The 17,436-nt window shown below is 67.2% G+C and carries 11 protein-coding genes and 1 pseudogene; 2 read left to right on the top strand and 10 right to left on the bottom strand.

Annotation, left to right across the window (positions count from 1 at the left end; all coding sequences use genetic code 11):
* The gene (locus JL101_RS29250; RefSeq protein WP_203104138.1) at window positions 1-894 is read right to left on the bottom strand and encodes a hypothetical protein; all 894 of its coding nucleotides are present in this window, start codon (window positions 892-894) and stop codon (window positions 1-3) included.
* Complete coding sequence (locus tag JL101_RS29245) at window positions 891-3,428, bottom strand: DEAD/DEAH box helicase (protein WP_203104136.1); 2,538 nt, start codon at window positions 3,426-3,428, stop codon at window positions 891-893. The genes JL101_RS29250 and JL101_RS29245 overlap by 4 nt, the downstream gene beginning before the upstream one ends.
* A 1,152-nt stretch (window positions 3,429-4,580) precedes the next feature.
* Between JL101_RS29245 and JL101_RS29240 the strand changes: the two genes are divergently transcribed.
* On the top strand, window positions 4,581-5,042 hold the full coding sequence (locus tag JL101_RS29240) for a hypothetical protein (protein WP_203104134.1): 462 nt from the start codon (window positions 4,581-4,583) through the stop codon (window positions 5,040-5,042).
* 196 nt (window positions 5,043-5,238) lie between these two features.
* Here the strand turns inward: JL101_RS29240 and JL101_RS29235 are convergent, their stop codons facing one another.
* From JL101_RS29235 to JL101_RS29200, 8 genes and pseudogenes are all read right to left on the bottom strand, one after another.
* Complete coding sequence (locus tag JL101_RS29235) at window positions 5,239-6,477, bottom strand: tyrosine-type recombinase/integrase (protein ID WP_203104132.1); 1,239 nt, start codon at window positions 6,475-6,477, stop codon at window positions 5,239-5,241.
* 186 nt (window positions 6,478-6,663) lie between these two features.
* Window positions 6,664-6,846 carry a hypothetical protein gene (locus JL101_RS29230; RefSeq protein WP_203104130.1) on the bottom strand — a complete coding sequence of 61 codons (183 nt, stop codon included), beginning with the start codon at window positions 6,844-6,846 and terminating at the stop codon, window positions 6,664-6,666.
* Between the two features lie 272 nt (window positions 6,847-7,118).
* Window positions 7,119-8,147 (bottom strand): annotated as a pseudogene (locus JL101_RS29225) (IS3 family transposase); the annotation flags it as partial.
* A 17-nt stretch (window positions 8,148-8,164) separates the two neighbouring features.
* On the bottom strand, window positions 8,165-9,502 hold the full coding sequence (locus tag JL101_RS29220; RefSeq protein WP_203104617.1) for an IS110 family RNA-guided transposase: 1,338 nt from the start codon (window positions 9,500-9,502) through the stop codon (window positions 8,165-8,167).
* 212 nt (window positions 9,503-9,714) lie between these two features.
* A complete protein-coding gene (locus JL101_RS29215) occupies window positions 9,715-10,083 on the bottom strand; it encodes a hypothetical protein (RefSeq protein WP_228435571.1) in 369 nt (122 codons plus the stop codon).
* 105 nt (window positions 10,084-10,188) lie between these two features.
* Complete coding sequence (locus JL101_RS29210; RefSeq protein WP_203103051.1) at window positions 10,189-10,764, bottom strand: GntR family transcriptional regulator; 576 nt, start codon at window positions 10,762-10,764, stop codon at window positions 10,189-10,191.
* A 111-nt stretch (window positions 10,765-10,875) separates the two neighbouring features.
* Window positions 10,876-11,622, bottom strand: a complete 747-nt coding sequence (locus JL101_RS29205) for a hypothetical protein (protein WP_203103050.1) — start codon at window positions 11,620-11,622, stop codon at window positions 10,876-10,878.
* A gap of 1,606 nt (window positions 11,623-13,228) precedes the next feature.
* The gene (locus JL101_RS29200) at window positions 13,229-13,426 is read right to left on the bottom strand and encodes a hypothetical protein (protein WP_203103049.1); all 198 of its coding nucleotides are present in this window, start codon (window positions 13,424-13,426) and stop codon (window positions 13,229-13,231) included.
* Between the two features lie 64 nt (window positions 13,427-13,490).
* Here JL101_RS29200 and JL101_RS36640 point away from each other — a divergent pair, with 64 nt between their 5' ends.
* Window positions 13,491-17,348: a BTAD domain-containing putative transcriptional regulator gene (locus JL101_RS36640; RefSeq protein WP_203103048.1), complete on the top strand. Its 3,858-nt coding sequence runs from the start codon at window positions 13,491-13,493 to the stop codon at window positions 17,346-17,348.
* Window positions 17,349-17,436 lie beyond the last annotated feature (88 nt).

Raw genomic sequence — 17,436 nt, 5'->3', positions numbered from 1 at the left:
TCAGGCAGCTCCCGTCAGAACCACGGAGTTGAACGAGGAGACCTTGTGCGTCCGGTCCTGGTGCAGATGCATGAGATTTCCCGCGTCGCCCTGCAGTCGCATTTCGATAAGCCCGTCGTCGTGAAGATTGCGCAAGGTGGCACTAAGGATGGGAGAAAGGCGTCGCGGCGCCAGCGCATGGCCCACGCGGCGCGCGGTCTCCAGGAACATGCGGCCGCCGTCGAGGTAGGGAAGCCTTGGGGCCAGCAGCGTCAAGAAAGCGTCGGCCGAGAGATCCTGAGCCGCCTGCCCTTCAAGCGACCGGACGACACGCGCGACGCGGCTGTCGACCAACGGGTGGGCGGCAGCGCCAACGATAGGCAGTGGAACCGCCAGTCCCAGGCTGAGCAGCCAGCGTCGCCAAGCGGCCAGCTTCACCGTGTTGATTCGGCGGTCTCCGTCGTCGTCATTTCCGGGGGGAAGTGCCTTATCGGCAGCGTCGGCGAACGCGTCGTTGGTGGCGTCATGAAGCCAATTGCATGAGCCCTGCCGATCCGTCTCCACAGCGACCCAGGCGAAGGTCTCCAGGACGACGGCGTCCTTCTCCGTACTGTCCAGGCTGACCAGTCGCGCGTGCACCCAGTCGCAGAAGGCCGCATAGCTGTCCGTCGGGCAGGAGGGATGGAGGCGCAGGTCGGTGCGATCCGTCTCGACGGCGTCAAGACTCGTTGCTGCTCCCAAGGTCTGGCTGAAGGCCGTAGGTTTTTCCAGCATTTGAATCGTGTTCTCGGTGAAGCCGGGGTTGAGGCACTCGGCGGCGGCCGTGCGCTCCAGACTGCCGCCACTGGCGGCCAGGAGCGAGATCAAGGACCAGACGCGCTCGGGCGTTCCTTGCGGAGACGACAACAAGCTCATGCGACTTCCCTTCCCTGCGGGCCAAAGACCGCTAGGGCCTCCTCAGCGTAAGGGGCCAGAGGTGAGACGATCTGATCGGCGCGACGGCCATCAATGATAAGGTCCGGGTTGGCGACCCCGATGAGGGACCTGTTCGCCCCACTCCTGCGCCAACTCTGCGCTTCCGCGAGGGCGGGAGCGTTCGTAACCTCATATGGCCGCAGCAGCAGCGCCGTCGGGAGCGGAGCCAACGCAGCTTGTGCGCCGAGCCATTCCTCATGGCTGAGCAGAAGACCCAGCCTGACGGACGATTTCACGAGGGCGTCGGCCGCCGATTCGATGAGGGACTGCGGCAGCAGGAACTGCTCAACACCGGCATGTGCGAGGCGCTGTAACAGTCGGCCAAGGCCGCGCTCGAAGCTCGGGTCGTCTGGCGCGATCAACAGCGCGCCCGCCGGCAAATGGGGCAAGCGTGCGTCGGCGTCCGGCCAAATCTCGCACTCCAATCCATGGTACTTGATCCCGCGCGGCGGCGCGATGTCCTGCGCCCGACAGGCCGGGCACCGGCCGCAGGCGGGTAGATCGAGGCCCGCATCTTCCTCAATCAGTGAAAATGCGCGCTGGACGAAGCACTCCTCGGCCGGGTCGACCATCATGTCCCGGAACGCCAGAACCTCGTCACGAGCGACGGCGAGTTCGCGGTTGCGCACCGCCTCGATACGATCCCAGGCAGACGATCCTTCAGCCAGAATGAGGGGATCGAGAATGCGCACGTCCCAAAGCGCTTTGTCGCTGCCGTCCTCTCCGCCGGCAACGGCTAGAACCTCGAGCGCCCCTGACCGCTGCAGCAAAGTGAGAAGGCTCATGTTCCAGGCTCGGTTATGGTCATTGGGCTGGCAGACGATCAATCCCTCACGAACCGAGTCCAAATCGAGTGTCATGCATTGGTTGCCATTGTCCCAGCGAACATTGCTGCGGCTTTCGATGAGCGCCCGCCACCGCGGTTCCGCCTTCTCCCGCGTCAACCAGGAGCCGGTTGCCTGCGAGATTGCGGTTTTTACGTCGTCGCGCCCGTGCCCAGACGTGTTCGTGAACAGGCAGGCTGCCAAGCCCTGGTGCCCATCGCGCGAAGCCCGCCCGATCTCCTGGTACCAGCGGGCAGGGCTTTCTGGGAGACAAGCGTGGATGACGCTGCGCACGTCGGCCTTGTCCACCCCCATGCCGAACGCGGAGGTCGCAACGATTACGTCGAGCGCGTCCGCCGCCCATTGCTCAACGATGCGTCGGCGCTCCGAACTGTCGGAAATGCTGCCGGTGAACAGCGCTATGCGCTCGTAGCCTCTGCCCTTAAGGTGCTCATAGAGCATCTCAGCCGATAAGCGGAGCGGCTCTTCGGGTTCCTTGTCGTCATCCTGCCGACTCGCCAAGCTGGTGTAGACGATCACTGGGCGAGGAGCCCGGTCGATGACAGCCTCCAACGCTGCCAGGCGGTCCGAACCTGATGAGAAGGACTTCACGACAATATCGAACTCGTACCGCGGCGCCCGGGCATTGATCTCAACCCAAGGACCGGCGAAGCCATAGGCTTGTCTCAGAACCCGACGGGCCGAGGGCGGCAATGTCGCCGACAGCAGGATCACGCCCAGGTGCGGCGAAACTGACCGCAGTTGGGCGACCAGACCTGGCAACCGCTGGAAGTCTGGCCGGAAGCTGCGCCCCCAACTCTCGACGATGTGGGCTTCGTCGATGAACAGAGCGCATAGCCGGCCGGCAAGTTCCGGGTTCTTACTCGATGCCGGTGTCGCGGCTTCCAGAAGGGCGCTGTGCGCCTCATCCAAGGCAAACTCCGGAGAAAGCAGCAGGACTGGGACCTCCCCACGGCGAAACGCCCAAAGCACATCCTGGCGCGCGGCCCGCGACAACTCACCGGTAATGGCGCGGCTGCCCTCCAGGCCAGGGATCGTGGCGAGGGATCGGGCATGATCAAGGGCCAGCGACACCGTCGGGGTGATGACCACGACACAACTGCCCGGATCAACGACGCGTTGGCGAAGCGCCTCCAACTGGAAAAGCAGGCTCTTGCCTGCCCCCGTTGGCATGCTGACCATGAGACCGGAACCGTCCGGTCGGGTGAGCATGGCACGGACAGCTGCCTTCTGGGCCGCATTGGTATAGGTCCGATGGTGCGTTTGGCGGCGAAGCACGGCATCGGGTGATAGCGTCTGCCGCGGACGGCGCCGTGCCGTGTCCAGGCGTTCAGCTTTAAAGTAGTCCTCAGGAACAGCTGGATTGTCCTCCTCAACGAGGCGCACCGCGCCATCCGGCGTCGGCGCCAAGCCGAAGCGGTTCAGAAGGCGAACATCCTCGCTGCCCAGCAGCACGCCCGCCCGCCCGCCCGAAAGGCGGACAAGGGAGCGAACTAGGGCCAGCCGATCGGCCGGCGTGCGCGCCTGCTCCAAGCGATGCCGACACCGGGCAAGGGCACTTTCGCGCCAACTGTTCGAGGCGAGAGATTCCTCTGGCGCGAACGCCCCGTCGTTAAAACCACCGTCCATTGCTTCCGCCCCACAAGGTGGCGCTCCGAGCGCCGCTCTCATACATAGCACATGTGTTCAGGATTGATTGCCTGATCGCCACTAACCCGACAGATCGAGTTCTCATTGATTGCATGCCACCCCTGCAGCTCCCGAGAATGGCATAGCCGTCTTAAGAAACGGAAGTTAAACTCTACGACATTTGAGTGCTGGAGCCTTAGCCGAGTTAGCTGCCTTTGGCTAGGTGCATCCAATACGGCTGTGGCGGCGGTCCCGGCGAGCCCCGGCGGATCTATCGGGAGGCGCTGATCGTGCTGTGGGAGGCGGTAGAAGTCGGCGCTGCCGACGATAGTTGAAGCGATGGAGCGCCATAACCATTCGTGCCTGGAGCCGGCGGTTCGCGAGCGCCTGCTGGCGATGAGCGCGGCGACGACGGGCAGGCTGCTCCCCGATGTCCGGTAGCAGGCGCAGGGTCGGCGCCGCCACACGGCGGTGAACGCGGTACGCCGGCAGGTCAAGGTACGGACGTTCCAGGGCTGGAGAGATCCGGCGCCGGGCTGGATGGAGGCCGACTTCGTAGCGCATTGCGGGGATGTCGCGGTCGGCAGCTTCGTGCACACCCTGACGCTGACCGACTTGACCACTCCTGCGCGCAGCGCTCGGTTGATCTCAGGTCGGGGCGAAGGGGTGGTCTGAACCGATCGAACAAAGGAATAAGGCACACACGACACCAGATGAAATCACTGAGAAGCTGCGAGCACGCTGTCAGGCCTTGATCCTGAACCCTCACTTAGAGAGGACTCTCACATACCCACCTGTCTCATTTCCGGGAACCACCTCAGGTTCCGCTGGACCGTGGAAGCCGCCTCCTGTCGTCTCGAGGACTTTGGCCACGTTGCCACCAGCTATGACAAACTCGCCAGATACCACGAAGCAACCCTCATCATCACAACCATGATAGCATATTTGCTTTATCAGGTCTCGAACCTACGAATTTCAATTACGACAACCAGCGTAGTACAGCTTGCTTTCCCGTATTAATTCAGAATAATATATGACTATTGGTTGATCATCCAGCATCACATGTATCCAACTAGATTCATATTGACAGTACATGTCATTTAATTGTTATTCTGCATGCTGTCTTCGCAATAACTAGCCTCTGGCTTTAACATGATAAAGTGCATTTTTTGCAGTGATTATGCTGGGTCGTTTATCAGAACACCTTATAGCTATCTGCCAGGTGTCAATGATGACGACGCCGGGGCAGACCTTATTGTCAATCTGCCAAGCTGTACAGAATGCAGGGAAATTCTTGATGCAGTTTCCATTGCTTCACTTGAAGGGGCAGCACGATACCTGAGCTTAGTTTACTCAGAAGTCTATGCTCACTTGCTTGCAGAGGTCAAGTGGAGCAGGGGAGAACTTGAGGAACTTGGCTATAATCTCCGCTCCTCCATTGAAATGTCTCATAAGGCGCATCTTGAGGTGACCGACCGCGTAGAACAATGCAAACGTGTAGCTGTTCTCGGACCTTTATTGCCAGATGAAGTAATGGACGACATTAGGTATGAAGTATCCTCTACATTGGCCACCGAAGCGGCGCACATTCCGACACAAAGAAGTCCACCATAGATTGCTTCAATGAACATGCCAGCGCCGTCACTATTTCCAGTTCCGACGACATTTCCAGTTCCGACGAAATGCCCTGCCGGAAGCATACGGCGGGACGGCGTCACTGAAATGTCCAAACTGGAAAGTCGCCGGTGAGAGCTTCCTTCGAGGATACCCGCTCCATTCCCTTAGTCGAACCGCCGCTTTTCTGCCCTGCTCACCCGGACCAAACGGTATTGATCGATGACTTTGATCCTGTCACCTGCTCCAGGTGCCGGCCCCACAGTTCGAGCGCGGCACGCGCCTCGCGGACATAGTCATGGCGCTGATAGATAGCGGCGACGCCCTTGATGGTCCCGGTCAGGTGATTCAGGATCTTGTCGGCCACTTCGGCGCGCACGCCGAGACGCGCCAGCCCGGTGGTGGCGGTTCGCCGAAGGTCGTGGATGGTCCATTCGGCCAAGGGCTGCGCGCCGTCCCCACGGGCCGCCAGGATAAGCCGGTCGAGTCTGGCTTTCCCCTTGCTGAAGCCGCTGATGGGGGTGTTTCCGGTGGTCGTGAACACCAGCGGCCCCTGCCGCGGGATGTCCGCCAGGAGCGCCAGCGCCTGGGGCGACAGCGGCACCACGTGGAGCTTGCCATTCTTGGCGCGCGCGCCGGGGATCCGCCAGACCGGCCCGTCGTCGGTATCGTGGATCTCGGCCCACGCCATGCCGGCGACCTCCGACCGGCGCTGGGCCGTCAGGATCAGCAGCTTGGTGAATGGTCCCCATGGATATCCGATCGTCCCGGCCGCCGTCCAGATCTCGACCAGTTCCGGCTCGGTCAGGACCCGCTCGCGCGGCGGCGCCTCGCGTTCGCCGTCGATCCTGTCGCAGGGTGACGCCGAGATATACTCCTTCCTCACCGCCCAATTCCAGAAGGCGCGGAGATAGGCGAAGGTGCGGCGCTTCATCGTCGGGGCCTGCGGGCCGATCGAGTCGAGGACAGCCTCGATGTCCGCGCGGCTCACCTGATCGACGGACTTGCGGCCGATGAGCGGCAGGACGTCGCGGTTGAACACGCGCTCCCTTTCGCGCCAGGAGCGCTGTCGGCCCTTGCAGTGCTGGATGATGTAGCGTTCGGCCAGGGTCGCGACGGTGAGCGGCTCGACCAGGCGCTCCCGCTGGCGGTCCGCCGCCGGGTCCTGGCCCGCCCGAACCAGTCCGAGGATGCGCACCGCCTCGCTCCGGGCCGTGTCCGGAGTCCAGGGAGCGCCGTGGGTGCCGATGGTCATGCGGCGCTTCGGGGCGTTCCGGCCACCCGCACCGGGCCGGTATTCCACGAAGTAGCTCTTTGCTCCGGCCGGCGTCACCCGCAGCCCGAATCCCTGCACCACGTCGTCGTAGACGTGCAGCCGCCCGCCCCCCTCGGCCCGGGCCGCATCGACGATCCGCTTCGTGATCCTGGTCCGCACCTGCCCCCCTTCCGCTTTCCCCGTCCCCGGCGCCGTCCCCGGGGACCCACCGGGTACCCACGCGATACCCAACCGGGGCGGGCGTCGGCGTCGCCGGGGCGGCGTGACCGCGTTGAAAAACAAGGGATCGTAAGGGATAGTCGCACCCCGGACAAGCCTGTCCAAGGCAGAGCATCTGACTACGGATCAGCGGGCGGTAAACTCGTCCCGGATGATATAGACGTTGTTGGCCCGCGCGACCTCGGCTATGCGCCAGCGGCGGGCGGCGCCCATCAGGCTGCCAGTCGGGTTGGTGAAGGTCGGCGTGCAGACCAGCGCCTTGACCTTGGCGGTCCGGCAGGCTTCCTCGAACGCCTCGGGCCGGTACATGTCAACACGTATGAGACAGCTGATCGTTTTGTCGTAGCTCAGGGTTGGGGCTGACTGCCGGCGGGGTGGTTTTCCCGCGGCCGTTCGTCCGCTTCCAGGATGCCGGCGCTCTCGGGCCGCGCAAGGCCCTTCCGTCCCGCCCCGTGGGCGGGTCCCTCGAGAAGGACCTTGCCCGTTCCCTCGTGCGCCGGCGGTGAGGTCGGCAGGCCGGGACGGCGGGATGGCCGCTGTTCAGCCGAACATCGGGATGAGGGATGTGCACCCCCACCTTCCTCCGGTGCGGCCGGCGGGTTGATCCAGACCGCCGCGGGCGGTGCGGGAGCTTCGGGCCGCTTGCTCACGAAGCGTTCGGGATGGCGGCGGTGGACGTCATCAAGCACCGCCTGCCGCGCCGACCGGATCGCGCCGGTGTCGCCATAGTGGACCTGGTGCGGTGTCATCAGCGCCAGCCCGGAGTGCCGGTGCACGGTGTTGTACCAGGCGAAGAAGGTACGGCAGAACACCCGGGCGTCCTGGATCGAGCCGAAGCGCTCGGGGAAGTCGCGATGGTACTTCAGCGTCTTGAACTGCGCCTCGGAGAACGGATTGTCGTTGGACTGCTGCGGCCGGCTGTGGCTGCGCGTCACGCCGAGGTCGGCCAGCAACTCGACCACCGCCCTGGCCTTCATGGCGGCGCCGCGGTCGGCATGCAGCGTCAGCCGGTCGCGGGCGACACCCTGTTTGCGCACGGTCTGCCGGATCAGCCGCTCGGCAAGCGCAGCGCTTTCCCGATAGGCCACCGTCCACCCCACCACGGCGCGGCTGAAGATGTCGAGAATGACGTACAGGCACAGCCAGGTGCCCTTGACCGGTCCCTTCAGCTTGGTGATGTCCCAGCTCCACACCTGGTTGGGGCCGGTGGCCAGCAGTTCGGGCTTGGTATAGACCGGATGCCGGCGCTCGCGGACCTCGTCGTTGGCGGCCAGCAGGCGGTACATGGTGCGCACCGAGCCCAGGTATCGCCCCTCGTCGAGCAGCGTGGCGTAGACCTGGGCCGGGGCGGCATCGACGAAGCGCTCGCCGTGCAGCAGGTCGAGAACCTGACGGCACTCGGTCCTGCTCAGCGCGCGTGGGGGAGAGGACCGGCGCGCGGGCGGGAGGGGTGGTCCAATCCGGCGCAACATGTCGCGATGGCGATAGAAGCTGGCGCGGGGGACGCCGAGCGCCTGGCAGGCGGTGGCGACGCTCACCGCCGGGGCCGCCTGCTCGATGGCGGTCATCACCTGCGCTCGCCGGGATCGGTCGAGCCGAGTGAGGTCTCCAGCAGCTGAGCGACTTCCTAAGAAACTCCGTTGGTAGCCGGGGCAGCATCAGCCTGTTGGAGGACGTAGCCCAGCGACTTCGCCCGCCTCTGGAGGTTGGTCAGAACCCTCTGCCGGTAGCGCTCCTCGTAGTAGGAGGCGCCGGGATCAGCATAGTCCATCCCATGGCGCAGGGTGTTGTAGAAGAGCACCGCGATCTTGCGAGCCGTGGCGGTGACGGCCTTGGCCTTGCCGACACGGCCCGACAAGCGGCGGAAGAAGGCGCCCAGCGCCGTATCCGTCCGTCCGACCGTCACCGCCGCCAACCGCAGCAGCGACGCCGCCCGGTTGCTGGAACGGCGCGTTCGCGAGGACAGAACCTTCCCTCCGGAGATCTTGTTGCTCGGCGCCAAGCCAAGCCAGGAGGTGAAGTGCTTGGCGCTCGGCCACGCCGAGAGATCGGTCCCGCATTCGCCGACCAGCTTCAGCGCCAGATAGGGACCCAGCCCGTGGATCTGCGTCAGGTCGACCCCGAGCACGGCGTGCAGCGCCGTTCTGACGTCGAAGTCGACGGCGTTCGGCTGCCGCGTGGTCGTTCGGGCGGGGGGCAGCTCACCGACAGGCTTCGCCGACTGGGCCTCGATGCGCTTCAGCGTCGCTTCGATCTTCCTGTCACAAGCGACAACCTTCTCCTGGCAGGCGTCGTAAAGCGCCAGCGCCTGTTCCAACGCGAAGAGATGCTCGGCACGCCAGGTGCCGGTCAGCGCCCGCTGAATGGTTTCGACATCGGCACGGCAGCGCCGGTCGCGGTTGGCGGCCAACACGCCGGGGTCACGCTCTCCGGCGACGATGGCGCGCAGGATGCGCAGGCCGGTGACCCCCATGATGTCCGACACCACGTGATGCACCTGGACATTCATCTGCATCAGGGCTTTCTGCATGTGCTGGATGTGCGTCGCCGCCAGCTCCACAAGCCGCTCGCGCTGGCGTAGATACGCGCGCAATGCGGCGATCTCGCCCTTGGGAAGAAAACTGGCGCGCAGCAGACCGAACTCGTGCAGGCGCTGCAACCACTGGGCATCGCTGACGTCGGTCTTGCGGCCCGGCACATGCTTGGCGTCGCGGGCATTGACCAGCAGAACCTCGAAGCCGCGCTGCTCCAGGATCTCGAACACGGGAATCCAGTAGACCCCGGTCGACTCCATGGCGATCGTCTCGATCCCGCACTCCTGGAACCAGTCCGCCAGACGATGGAGATCATCGGTGAAGGTGCCGAACGTGCGGACCGGCTCCGAGGCGCGATCCGGTCCAACCGCCGCGACATGCATCTTCGCCCCCACGTCGATGGCGGCCGCCCGAGGATGGATGGGGGACATCGCCCGTGATTGGACCGGCTTGTTCGTTCCAGTCATGCCAGCATCTCCCTGTGTCGCTAAACAGCGGGAGGGGCTGGACTGCGCAGGATATCAATTTCCTAACCGGGATCACCGCGAGGCGTCACCACTCTCAAGTGCGCAACAATCCATGGACCACGTTTTTTTACGGGATCATCCGCCACCAAAAATTCGTCGGCCGCTCCCCTCCGCCGTCAGATTCTACCTCGGGACCGTTTCTCTGGCCACAGGCGGGCCGGAGGCCGGCGAGGGTTTTTTTGGAGCTCGATGATCGCCTCGGCGCGGGTGAGCTGGTCGCGCAGACGGGCGTTCTCCCGCTCCAGGCGCACTAGGTCGTTCTTGTGGGAAGTGGCCGGCGCGCTCTTCGGCCCCGATCTGGCCGGCGCCGGTCCGTGCAGCGTGCCGGCGTCGCGCTGTCGGCGCCACTGCCCGACATTGGACGAGTACAGACCTTCACGACGCAGGATGGCGCCGACATCACCGGGACGGGCGCGGTCGATCTCGTCCAGGATGCGCAGCTTGTCGGCCACGCTGAACGTCCGGCGCTGGGGCCGGTCACTCACCTCCGGGTCCGGTGGTGAAAGCGGGGTTCCGGTTTGGGGTAGGGAAGTCATGCTCATCAGGTCCTCAACAGCGCCCTCTACTGATCAGTTCAGCAGGCAACTGTCTCATCCGACGTTGGCACAGAGGGGGCAGGATGCCCTCGCGGTCGGTCGGCAGCCCGCACAGGGTGAAGCCCAGGACGTTGGACAGGCCGATGACACCGTGCTGGCCAGCCAAGCGGACCCCACGGCCCGGTGGGCCTCCAGCCCGGCGACCGGGCGGCAGGGTTGCATCCAGGGCGCGTTGTCGGCTTGCGACAGCGCGGCCAGCAGGGTGCGCGGGGCGGCGTCGTGCCGGTCGGTGAAGACGGCCCGGACCACCGACAGGTCGAACGACCCGCTCGGCCGCATCTCCAGCCTGCAGCCGCCTCCCTCGGCGATCCTGCCCATGGCGAAGGTGCCGCGGCCGACCTCGCTGCGCAGGTAGTCCCGCCGCTCAACCTCCTTGTAGCTGGCGCTCACCGTCCGGGCGCTCAGCCCGAGCCGCAGCGCCAGCTCCCGGTGAGCCGGCAGCCGCTGGCCGCGGGTCAGCCGGCCGGCGTCGGTGTCGGCGATGATCGCCTCGGTCAGCACCCCGTGCTTGGTCTGTCCGCGGGCGCCGCCGTGCCGCCCGGGCGTCAGGACGGGAAGCCACTCTGTCATGCTGTCTCTCGGCCACCATACCAACAGGATCCATCGATGGGTTCGATATGGTCATTGGCGCGGTTGCAATGTCAAAGGAAGGTTCCCGCGCCCTGTCGGCTTCGAGGGCGGTCAATCCGTCTGGTTGCCCAGGCCGGCGTGGGCGATGACAGCTTGACGGTCCATGGGGACCAGCGCGCCGCTCTGGTCCTGTTCCAGAAGCGCGTGGCGCAACGGGCCGGACCCGGTCACCCGGATGACCAGATCCTCGATACCGCGTCCCGTGATGTCGGCGGACGCCAGCACCTCGACCGTCGCCGCCCGGCCGCCCCGGTGGAGGACGATGCCGTGGGGCAGGATCTCGATCCGGTCGGCGCCGGCGTCGCGGAGCCTGCGCGCCGGCCTGATCCAGGCCGGCAGCATGTCCTTGAGCCGGGACGGGTCGAGCCTGTCGCCCAGGACCTGCCCCAGCCGCTGGTCCGGCGCGAGGAAGTTGCGCGGGCTGCGGCCCAGATAGGCCGCGCGGAGCGGCAGGCAGTCGTCGTAATGGTGCGAGTCGGCGAGCCCGCTGAAGTGGCGCAGCCGGTCGGGACGCACCGTCGCCGTCAGGAAGCCCAGGCAGCTCTGGATGCGGACGTCGCCGTCGGCGAAGCTGCCGAACAGCTCCGGCCGGGTCCGGCTCATCTCTTCCGGGAAACGTGACAGCGCCGCCGCGAAGGACCGGTCGTGGACGACGGTGCCACGGGACTGCCCCGCGGCCCCGGCGCCCGACCGGTCCAGCGCCGTCGCCACGGCGAAGATGCCGCCCATCAGTATCAGGGCGGCCGCAAGGGTCCACAGCGATTCCTGCTTCTGTCCGGTCTGCCGAGTATTGTCCATCCACTCCGTCCTGGCGCCGCGTACCGGTACCCCATCCCGCCGCTCCGGGCGTCCCCCAGTTCGGCCGGGTCGCGGCGTCCACGCGGCCGGCCCTGCGGTTTCACTCGTGGAATTCTGCCGGATATTGGTTAACGATTTCTGCGCCACACCATGTCCGCCGCCGGCCGGTCGGCTTCCCGTTCCGAAGGTAATTACTAGAATATCTCTCCGGACAGTCGATGATGACGGGAATAACCTGTTCCCTCCGATAATCGCAGTTAGTTCAAACGTGTTCATTCCCGGTTGTGGAGCGACTGCTGTTCACCATCACCTATCCTCAAGAGGAAGAAAGAATGTCCTCCCAACGGTCGCGGCATCGGGCCGGAGCGCTTGGCGGCCCCGCCCTGCTGCCGCTGATCGTCGCGGCTCCGGCGACTCCCGCGCCGACCCCGGCGCTGGCCCAGATCAATCCGCCCACTTCCCTGACAGCAACCCGGCCCCGCTGCGCGAGACCGACGTTGACAGGATCAATGAGAAGTTCGCCCGTCCTGAGCTGCCGGTGACCTCGACCGATCCCGAGGTGCCGATGCTCGACCAGACCTGGTGCGGGCGCGGCCAGGAACGCAGCAACGACCAGAAGCCCTCTATCGTACTGGACATAAGCCCCGCTCGAGTCCAGAGCCGTCCTTGTCACGGGCGTACTCGCCGCGGCCGTGGCACTCCATCCTGTGCTCGCAGCCCGAGGGCCGTCGGGCGCGCGTAGATGGCGTGCTCGTGGGTCTAAATAGTGATCCTTGGCCGACCACCGCCTCAATGATCGGACGGATGGTCGTTAGTTGAACGTTGGCCAGCATGTGGAGACCATCTCGCCACCAAGCTGGTTCAGGCCGGAGATCTGATACTTCTCCCTCTTCAGCGTGCCGTGACCAAGCGTACGTTTCAGGCGCCGTCACCGTCCAGACCGGCTTTTTCGAAACGGCGGCCGAACTGCCCTTGTGCCCGGCGACGCCATAAACCTCGTCGAACTCGACCGTACCCTCTAGCATCACGGCTGGCTTTGCGGCCCCGAGCCCGGAACGCACGTGTTCGGGCATCACTTGGACATCGTCCTCGTTCAGATAGAACTCCCGGGCAATCTGCCGGTTCGACGGATCGAGGCCCATGAAATAGAGCCACGGCACCCAGACCCGAAGCGGCTTGGAGTATCCTGCCAGAACAGTGCCGGTCAGATCATCGAGGCGACACTGGCCCTGCTGGCACCGATAGCGTTGCCGATGCCACTACGTGTCATCAGGCCCATGGCAAGCCGCTGAAGCGTTTTCACAGTGCGGGCAGCGGACGCGCCTGGGCCACCGATACCGGTGCACCAGCTCCCAACCCTCGCCTCGTCAATCAGCGAGGAGGGGTTCACCAGGGATGACAGGGGATGAGAAGCACCGGAACTGATGGCATAATCTTCCCTCAACCGATCTCCGCGTACCTCACGACAGAAGCGCCGCTACCCCGAAACCCAGGAAGAGCCAGCGGGAATATCTGGGCAATAACTGTGCCGGATAGCCGTCGATCGAGCCCCCGCGCGCGCTTTACGGAAAAGAGGATGCCGATGCTTTCCGGGGCGCGGCGGTCGTCAGCCCGGCGCGCCGGATCCGGTGCTGGGCTCGGGCTTCTCGGTTTTGTCGGCTTCCTGGGAGACTTGGCCCGGCTTGTTGCCGCGGTTGGTTTCGTCAGGGTTGTGGACGGCGTTCGGCCCGTCGGGGCTCGGCGGGTTGGCCTTGGGGTCCGTGTTGCCGCCGACCCGGTGGAACTTGTCTCGCTGCTCGGCCATGGGGGCTCTCCTTGGTTCAGATGCTCGGACCGACCTCAACAGGAGGGCGCCGGGGCGGTTCCCGATGGCGTTTTTCCTGGTGGCGGACGGGCCGGGGTGGCAAGATCGTTCGTCGTCGTCCCTCATGATCGTGCGCGAGGAGGAGCCCGTGGGCACCCATCGCCTCAATCTCCTCGGCGGGTTCGACCTTCTTTCGCCAGCCGGATCGCCGATTTCCCTGACCGCCCGCAAGCCGATGGCCTTGCTGGCGTACCTGGCCCTGCGCCCCGGCCAGTCCCATCCGCGCGAGAAGCTCGCGACGCTGCTGTGGGAGGACAGCCCCGACGCCCTCGCCCGCAGCAGCCTCCGCCAGGCGCTGGCCCTGCTCCGCCGCTGCCTGCCCATCCTGACCGCGGAGGGCGACGGCGTCGCCGTCCCGACCGGGACCCTCGCCACCGACGTCGCGGAATTCCGGGCGGCCGTCGCCGACGGCTCCCCCGCGCAGCTCGCGCGGGCGGCGGAACTCTATCGCGGAGACCTGTTCGACGGCGCCCCGTCCCGGTCGCCGGGCTTCGAGGACTGGCTCCAGGTCGAGCGCCAGCACCTGCGCGAGCAGGTCCAGGGCGTGCTGGGCCGCTTGCTCGACCACGCCCTGGAATCCGGCGACGCCGAGGCCGGGGTCCGCCACGCGCTACGGCTGCTGGCGCTCGATCCCCTGCGCGAACCGGCCCACCGCGCCCTGATGAGGCTCTATGCCCGCCAGGGTCGCCACGCCGCCGCCCTGAAGCAGTACCAGACCTGCCGCACCGTCCTGGAGCGCGAGTTGGGCGTGCGGCCCGAACCGGAGACCGAGGCGCTCCTGCGGGAGATCCGGGAGCGCCGCCGCGCGAGCCGGGCCGACCCGCCCGACCCCGCCGCGGCACCCCTCCCGGAAGCCGGCGAGGCGCCGCCCCGCCCCTTCCCCTCCGCCCCCGAGCTGCGCGTCGCCGCCATCCTCTGCGCGGCCCTGTCCGGGTCCGACACCGACGATCCGGAGGAGATGCACAGGCAAACCGCCGACGCGGTCGGCCATGTGGAGCGCATCGCCCGGAGCTATGGCGGCGACCTCTACCGCCACGTCGGCAACACCGTGATCGCGGCGTTCGGCGCGCGCCGGTCCCACGGCAACGATCCGGAGCGGGCGCTGCGCGCGGCGCTCGACCTGCGCGCCGGGGTCGACGGCACGGCGGAGCCTCCCGGCATCGGCGTTTCCTGCGGGCTGGTCGTCGTGGACGGCGGGCCGGACTTCGTGCTGACCGGCACCGCCATGCAGGAGGGGAACCGGCTCGCCACCCTGGCCGGCCCCGGCGACATCCTGGTCTCCCGCGGGGTGCGGGAGGCGCTGGACGGGTTCCTCGACCTGGAGGGCGGCGGCGGGCCGCCCTGGCGGGTGCGGGGGTTCCGCACGGCCGGCACCGGCAAGGCGGCGGCCTCCCGCCCCTTCGTGGGACGGCGGGCGGAGCTGCACCAGTTCAACGGCCTGCTCGCCGCCTGCCGCGAGACCGGCAGCGGCACCGTGATTCATATCCGGGGCGAACCGGGCATCGGCAAGACCCGGCTGGTGGAGGAGTTCCAGGCCATGGCCGGCGCCCAGGAATTGCGCTGCGTCACCGGCTGCGTGCTCGATTTCGGCGTCGGCCGGGGCCAGGACGCGATCAAGGCGGTAGTCCGGGCGCTTGCGGACCTGCCGGCCGCCGGCACGCTCGGCCCGGAGCATGGGATCCACCTCGCCCCCCTGCTCGACCGGCCCCTGCCGCCCGACCAGCGCTCCGTCTACGACGCGCTGGACCACGGCACCCGCGACCTGGGCCGCCGCGCCGTCATCTCGGCGCTGGTCCGGGCGGCGGCCGGCGACCGGCCGCTGGTCCTCACGATCGAGGACGTCCACTGGGCCGATGCCCAGGTCCAACCCTACGTCGCGATGCTCGCCGGGCTGGTGGCCGACTGCCCGCTGATCCTGGTGCTGACGACCCGGGTCCAGGGCGATCCGCTCGACGCCGCCTGGCGGGCCGCCGCCGGCGGGGTGCCGATCATGACCATCGACCTCGGCCCCCTGCGCCCGGCGGAAGCCCAGGCCCTGGCCCAGACCCTGGCGCGCGCGATGGCGGCGGACGACCGGACCTTCGCCGAAAGCTGCGTCACCCGGTCGGGCGGCAACCCCCTGTTCCTGGAACAGCTCCTGCGCAGCCGGGGGACCGGCGGCAGCGTGCCGGACACCATCCACTGCATCGTGCTGGCGCGCACCGACGCGCTGCCCCCGGCCGACCGCCGGGCGCTCCAGGCAGCCTCGGTACTGGGCCAGCGCTTCGACCTGGACGCCCTGCGCACGCTGCTGGACGACCCGGACTATGGTATGGCGGCGCTGCTCGACCAGGCGCTGGTCCGCCCGGCGGCCCCCGATGGCGGAAATGGCGGCGGCTACCTGTTCGCCCATGCCCTGGTCCAGGAAGCGGTCCATTCCGGCCTGCTCCGCTCCCGCCGGTGCGAGCTGCACCGCCGCGCCGCCGCGTGGTACGCCGGGCGCGACCCGGCCCTTCATGCCGAGCACCTGGCCCAGGCGGAGGACCCGGGGGCGGCCGCGGCCTTCCTGGAAGCCGCCCGGTTCCACGCCGCCGGCTTCAGGTTCGAGCGCGCGCTGTCGCTGGTGGAGCGCGGCCTGGCGCTGGACTGCGGACGCCCCGAGCGGTTCGAGCTGGCCTGCCTGCACGGCGAGGTGCTGGACGCGCTGGGATCCGTCGCCCCGTCGATCCGGTCCTACGGGCAGGCTCGCGATCTGGCGGAGACCGACGCGGAACGCTGTCGCGCCTGGCTGGGGCTGGCGTCGGGCATGCGCGTGGTGGACGACCTCTCCGGCGCGATGGACGCGCTGGAGCATGCCGAGGCGGCGGCCATGCGCGCCGGCCTCGCGGCGGAGCGGTTCCGAATCCACCACCTGCGCGGCAACCTGTGCTTCCCGCGCGGCGACCTGGACGGCTGCCTGCGCGAGCACGAGGCCGCCCTGGACTGGGCGCGGCGGTCGAACGAGCCCGACCTGGAACTCCACGCCATGAGCGGCCTCGGCGACGCCTATTACCTGCGCGGCCGGATGATCACCGCCCACGGCTATTTCTCCCGCTGCGTCCGCCGGGCGCGCGGGCGGTCGCTGCCCCGGATCGAGGCGGAAAACCTCTACATGGACGCGGTCACCCGCTTCTTCATGAACGACCCGGGCGCCGCCCTCGCCACGGCGCGGGAGTCGATCGATGTCGCCGTCCGGATCGGCCACCGGCGGGCCGAACTGCTCAGCCACATCGTCGCCAACGAGATGCTGGGCGAGCTGGGCGACGAGGAGGCCGGCCGGCCCCATTTCGCCCGCGCCCAGGCCCTGGCCGCCCAGCTCGGCGCCTGGCGGTTCGAGGCCGAGAACCTGCTGGGCCTCGGCCGGATGGCGCTCCATGCCGGCCGGCGGGAGGAGGGCCTTGACCTGCTGCGGCAGGCCCTGGAGATCGCGCTGCGCACGGGGGAGGGATATCTCGGCCCCAGCATCCTGGCGCTGATGGCATTGGCCGGCGAGGACCCGGACGAGCGCCGCCGCCTGCTGGACGAGGGCGCCGCGATGCTGGCGCGCGGCAGCGTCAGCCATAACCACCTCTATTTCCACCGCGAGGCGATCGAGACGGCGCTCGACATGGGTGACTGGGACGCAGCCGAGCGCTACGCCGACGGGCTTGAGGACTATGCCAGCCCCGAGCCGCTGCCCTGGAGCAGCCTGTTCACCACCCGCGGCCGCCTGCTCGCCCGGTTCGGCCGGGGCGAGCGCGGCTGCGACCTGCGCCAGGACCTTGCCCGTGTCCTGAAGACCTGCCGCGCCGCCGCCCTCGACCGCCACACCCCCCGCATAGAGAGGGCATTGGGAGAATTTTAGAGCGGTACCCGATCGGGTCGATCCGGCCTGGGCAACCGGGCCGACGCGTTGGGCCACGGCCCAACCTACGATCGACGGCTTGCATCAC

It is taken from the genome of Skermanella rosea, assembly GCF_016806835.2.
Taxonomy (GTDB): Bacteria; Pseudomonadota; Alphaproteobacteria; order Azospirillales; family Azospirillaceae; genus Skermanella; species Skermanella rosea.
Note: the sequence above shows the minus strand (reverse complement) of the source record. Positions and strands in the feature narration are given on the sequence as shown.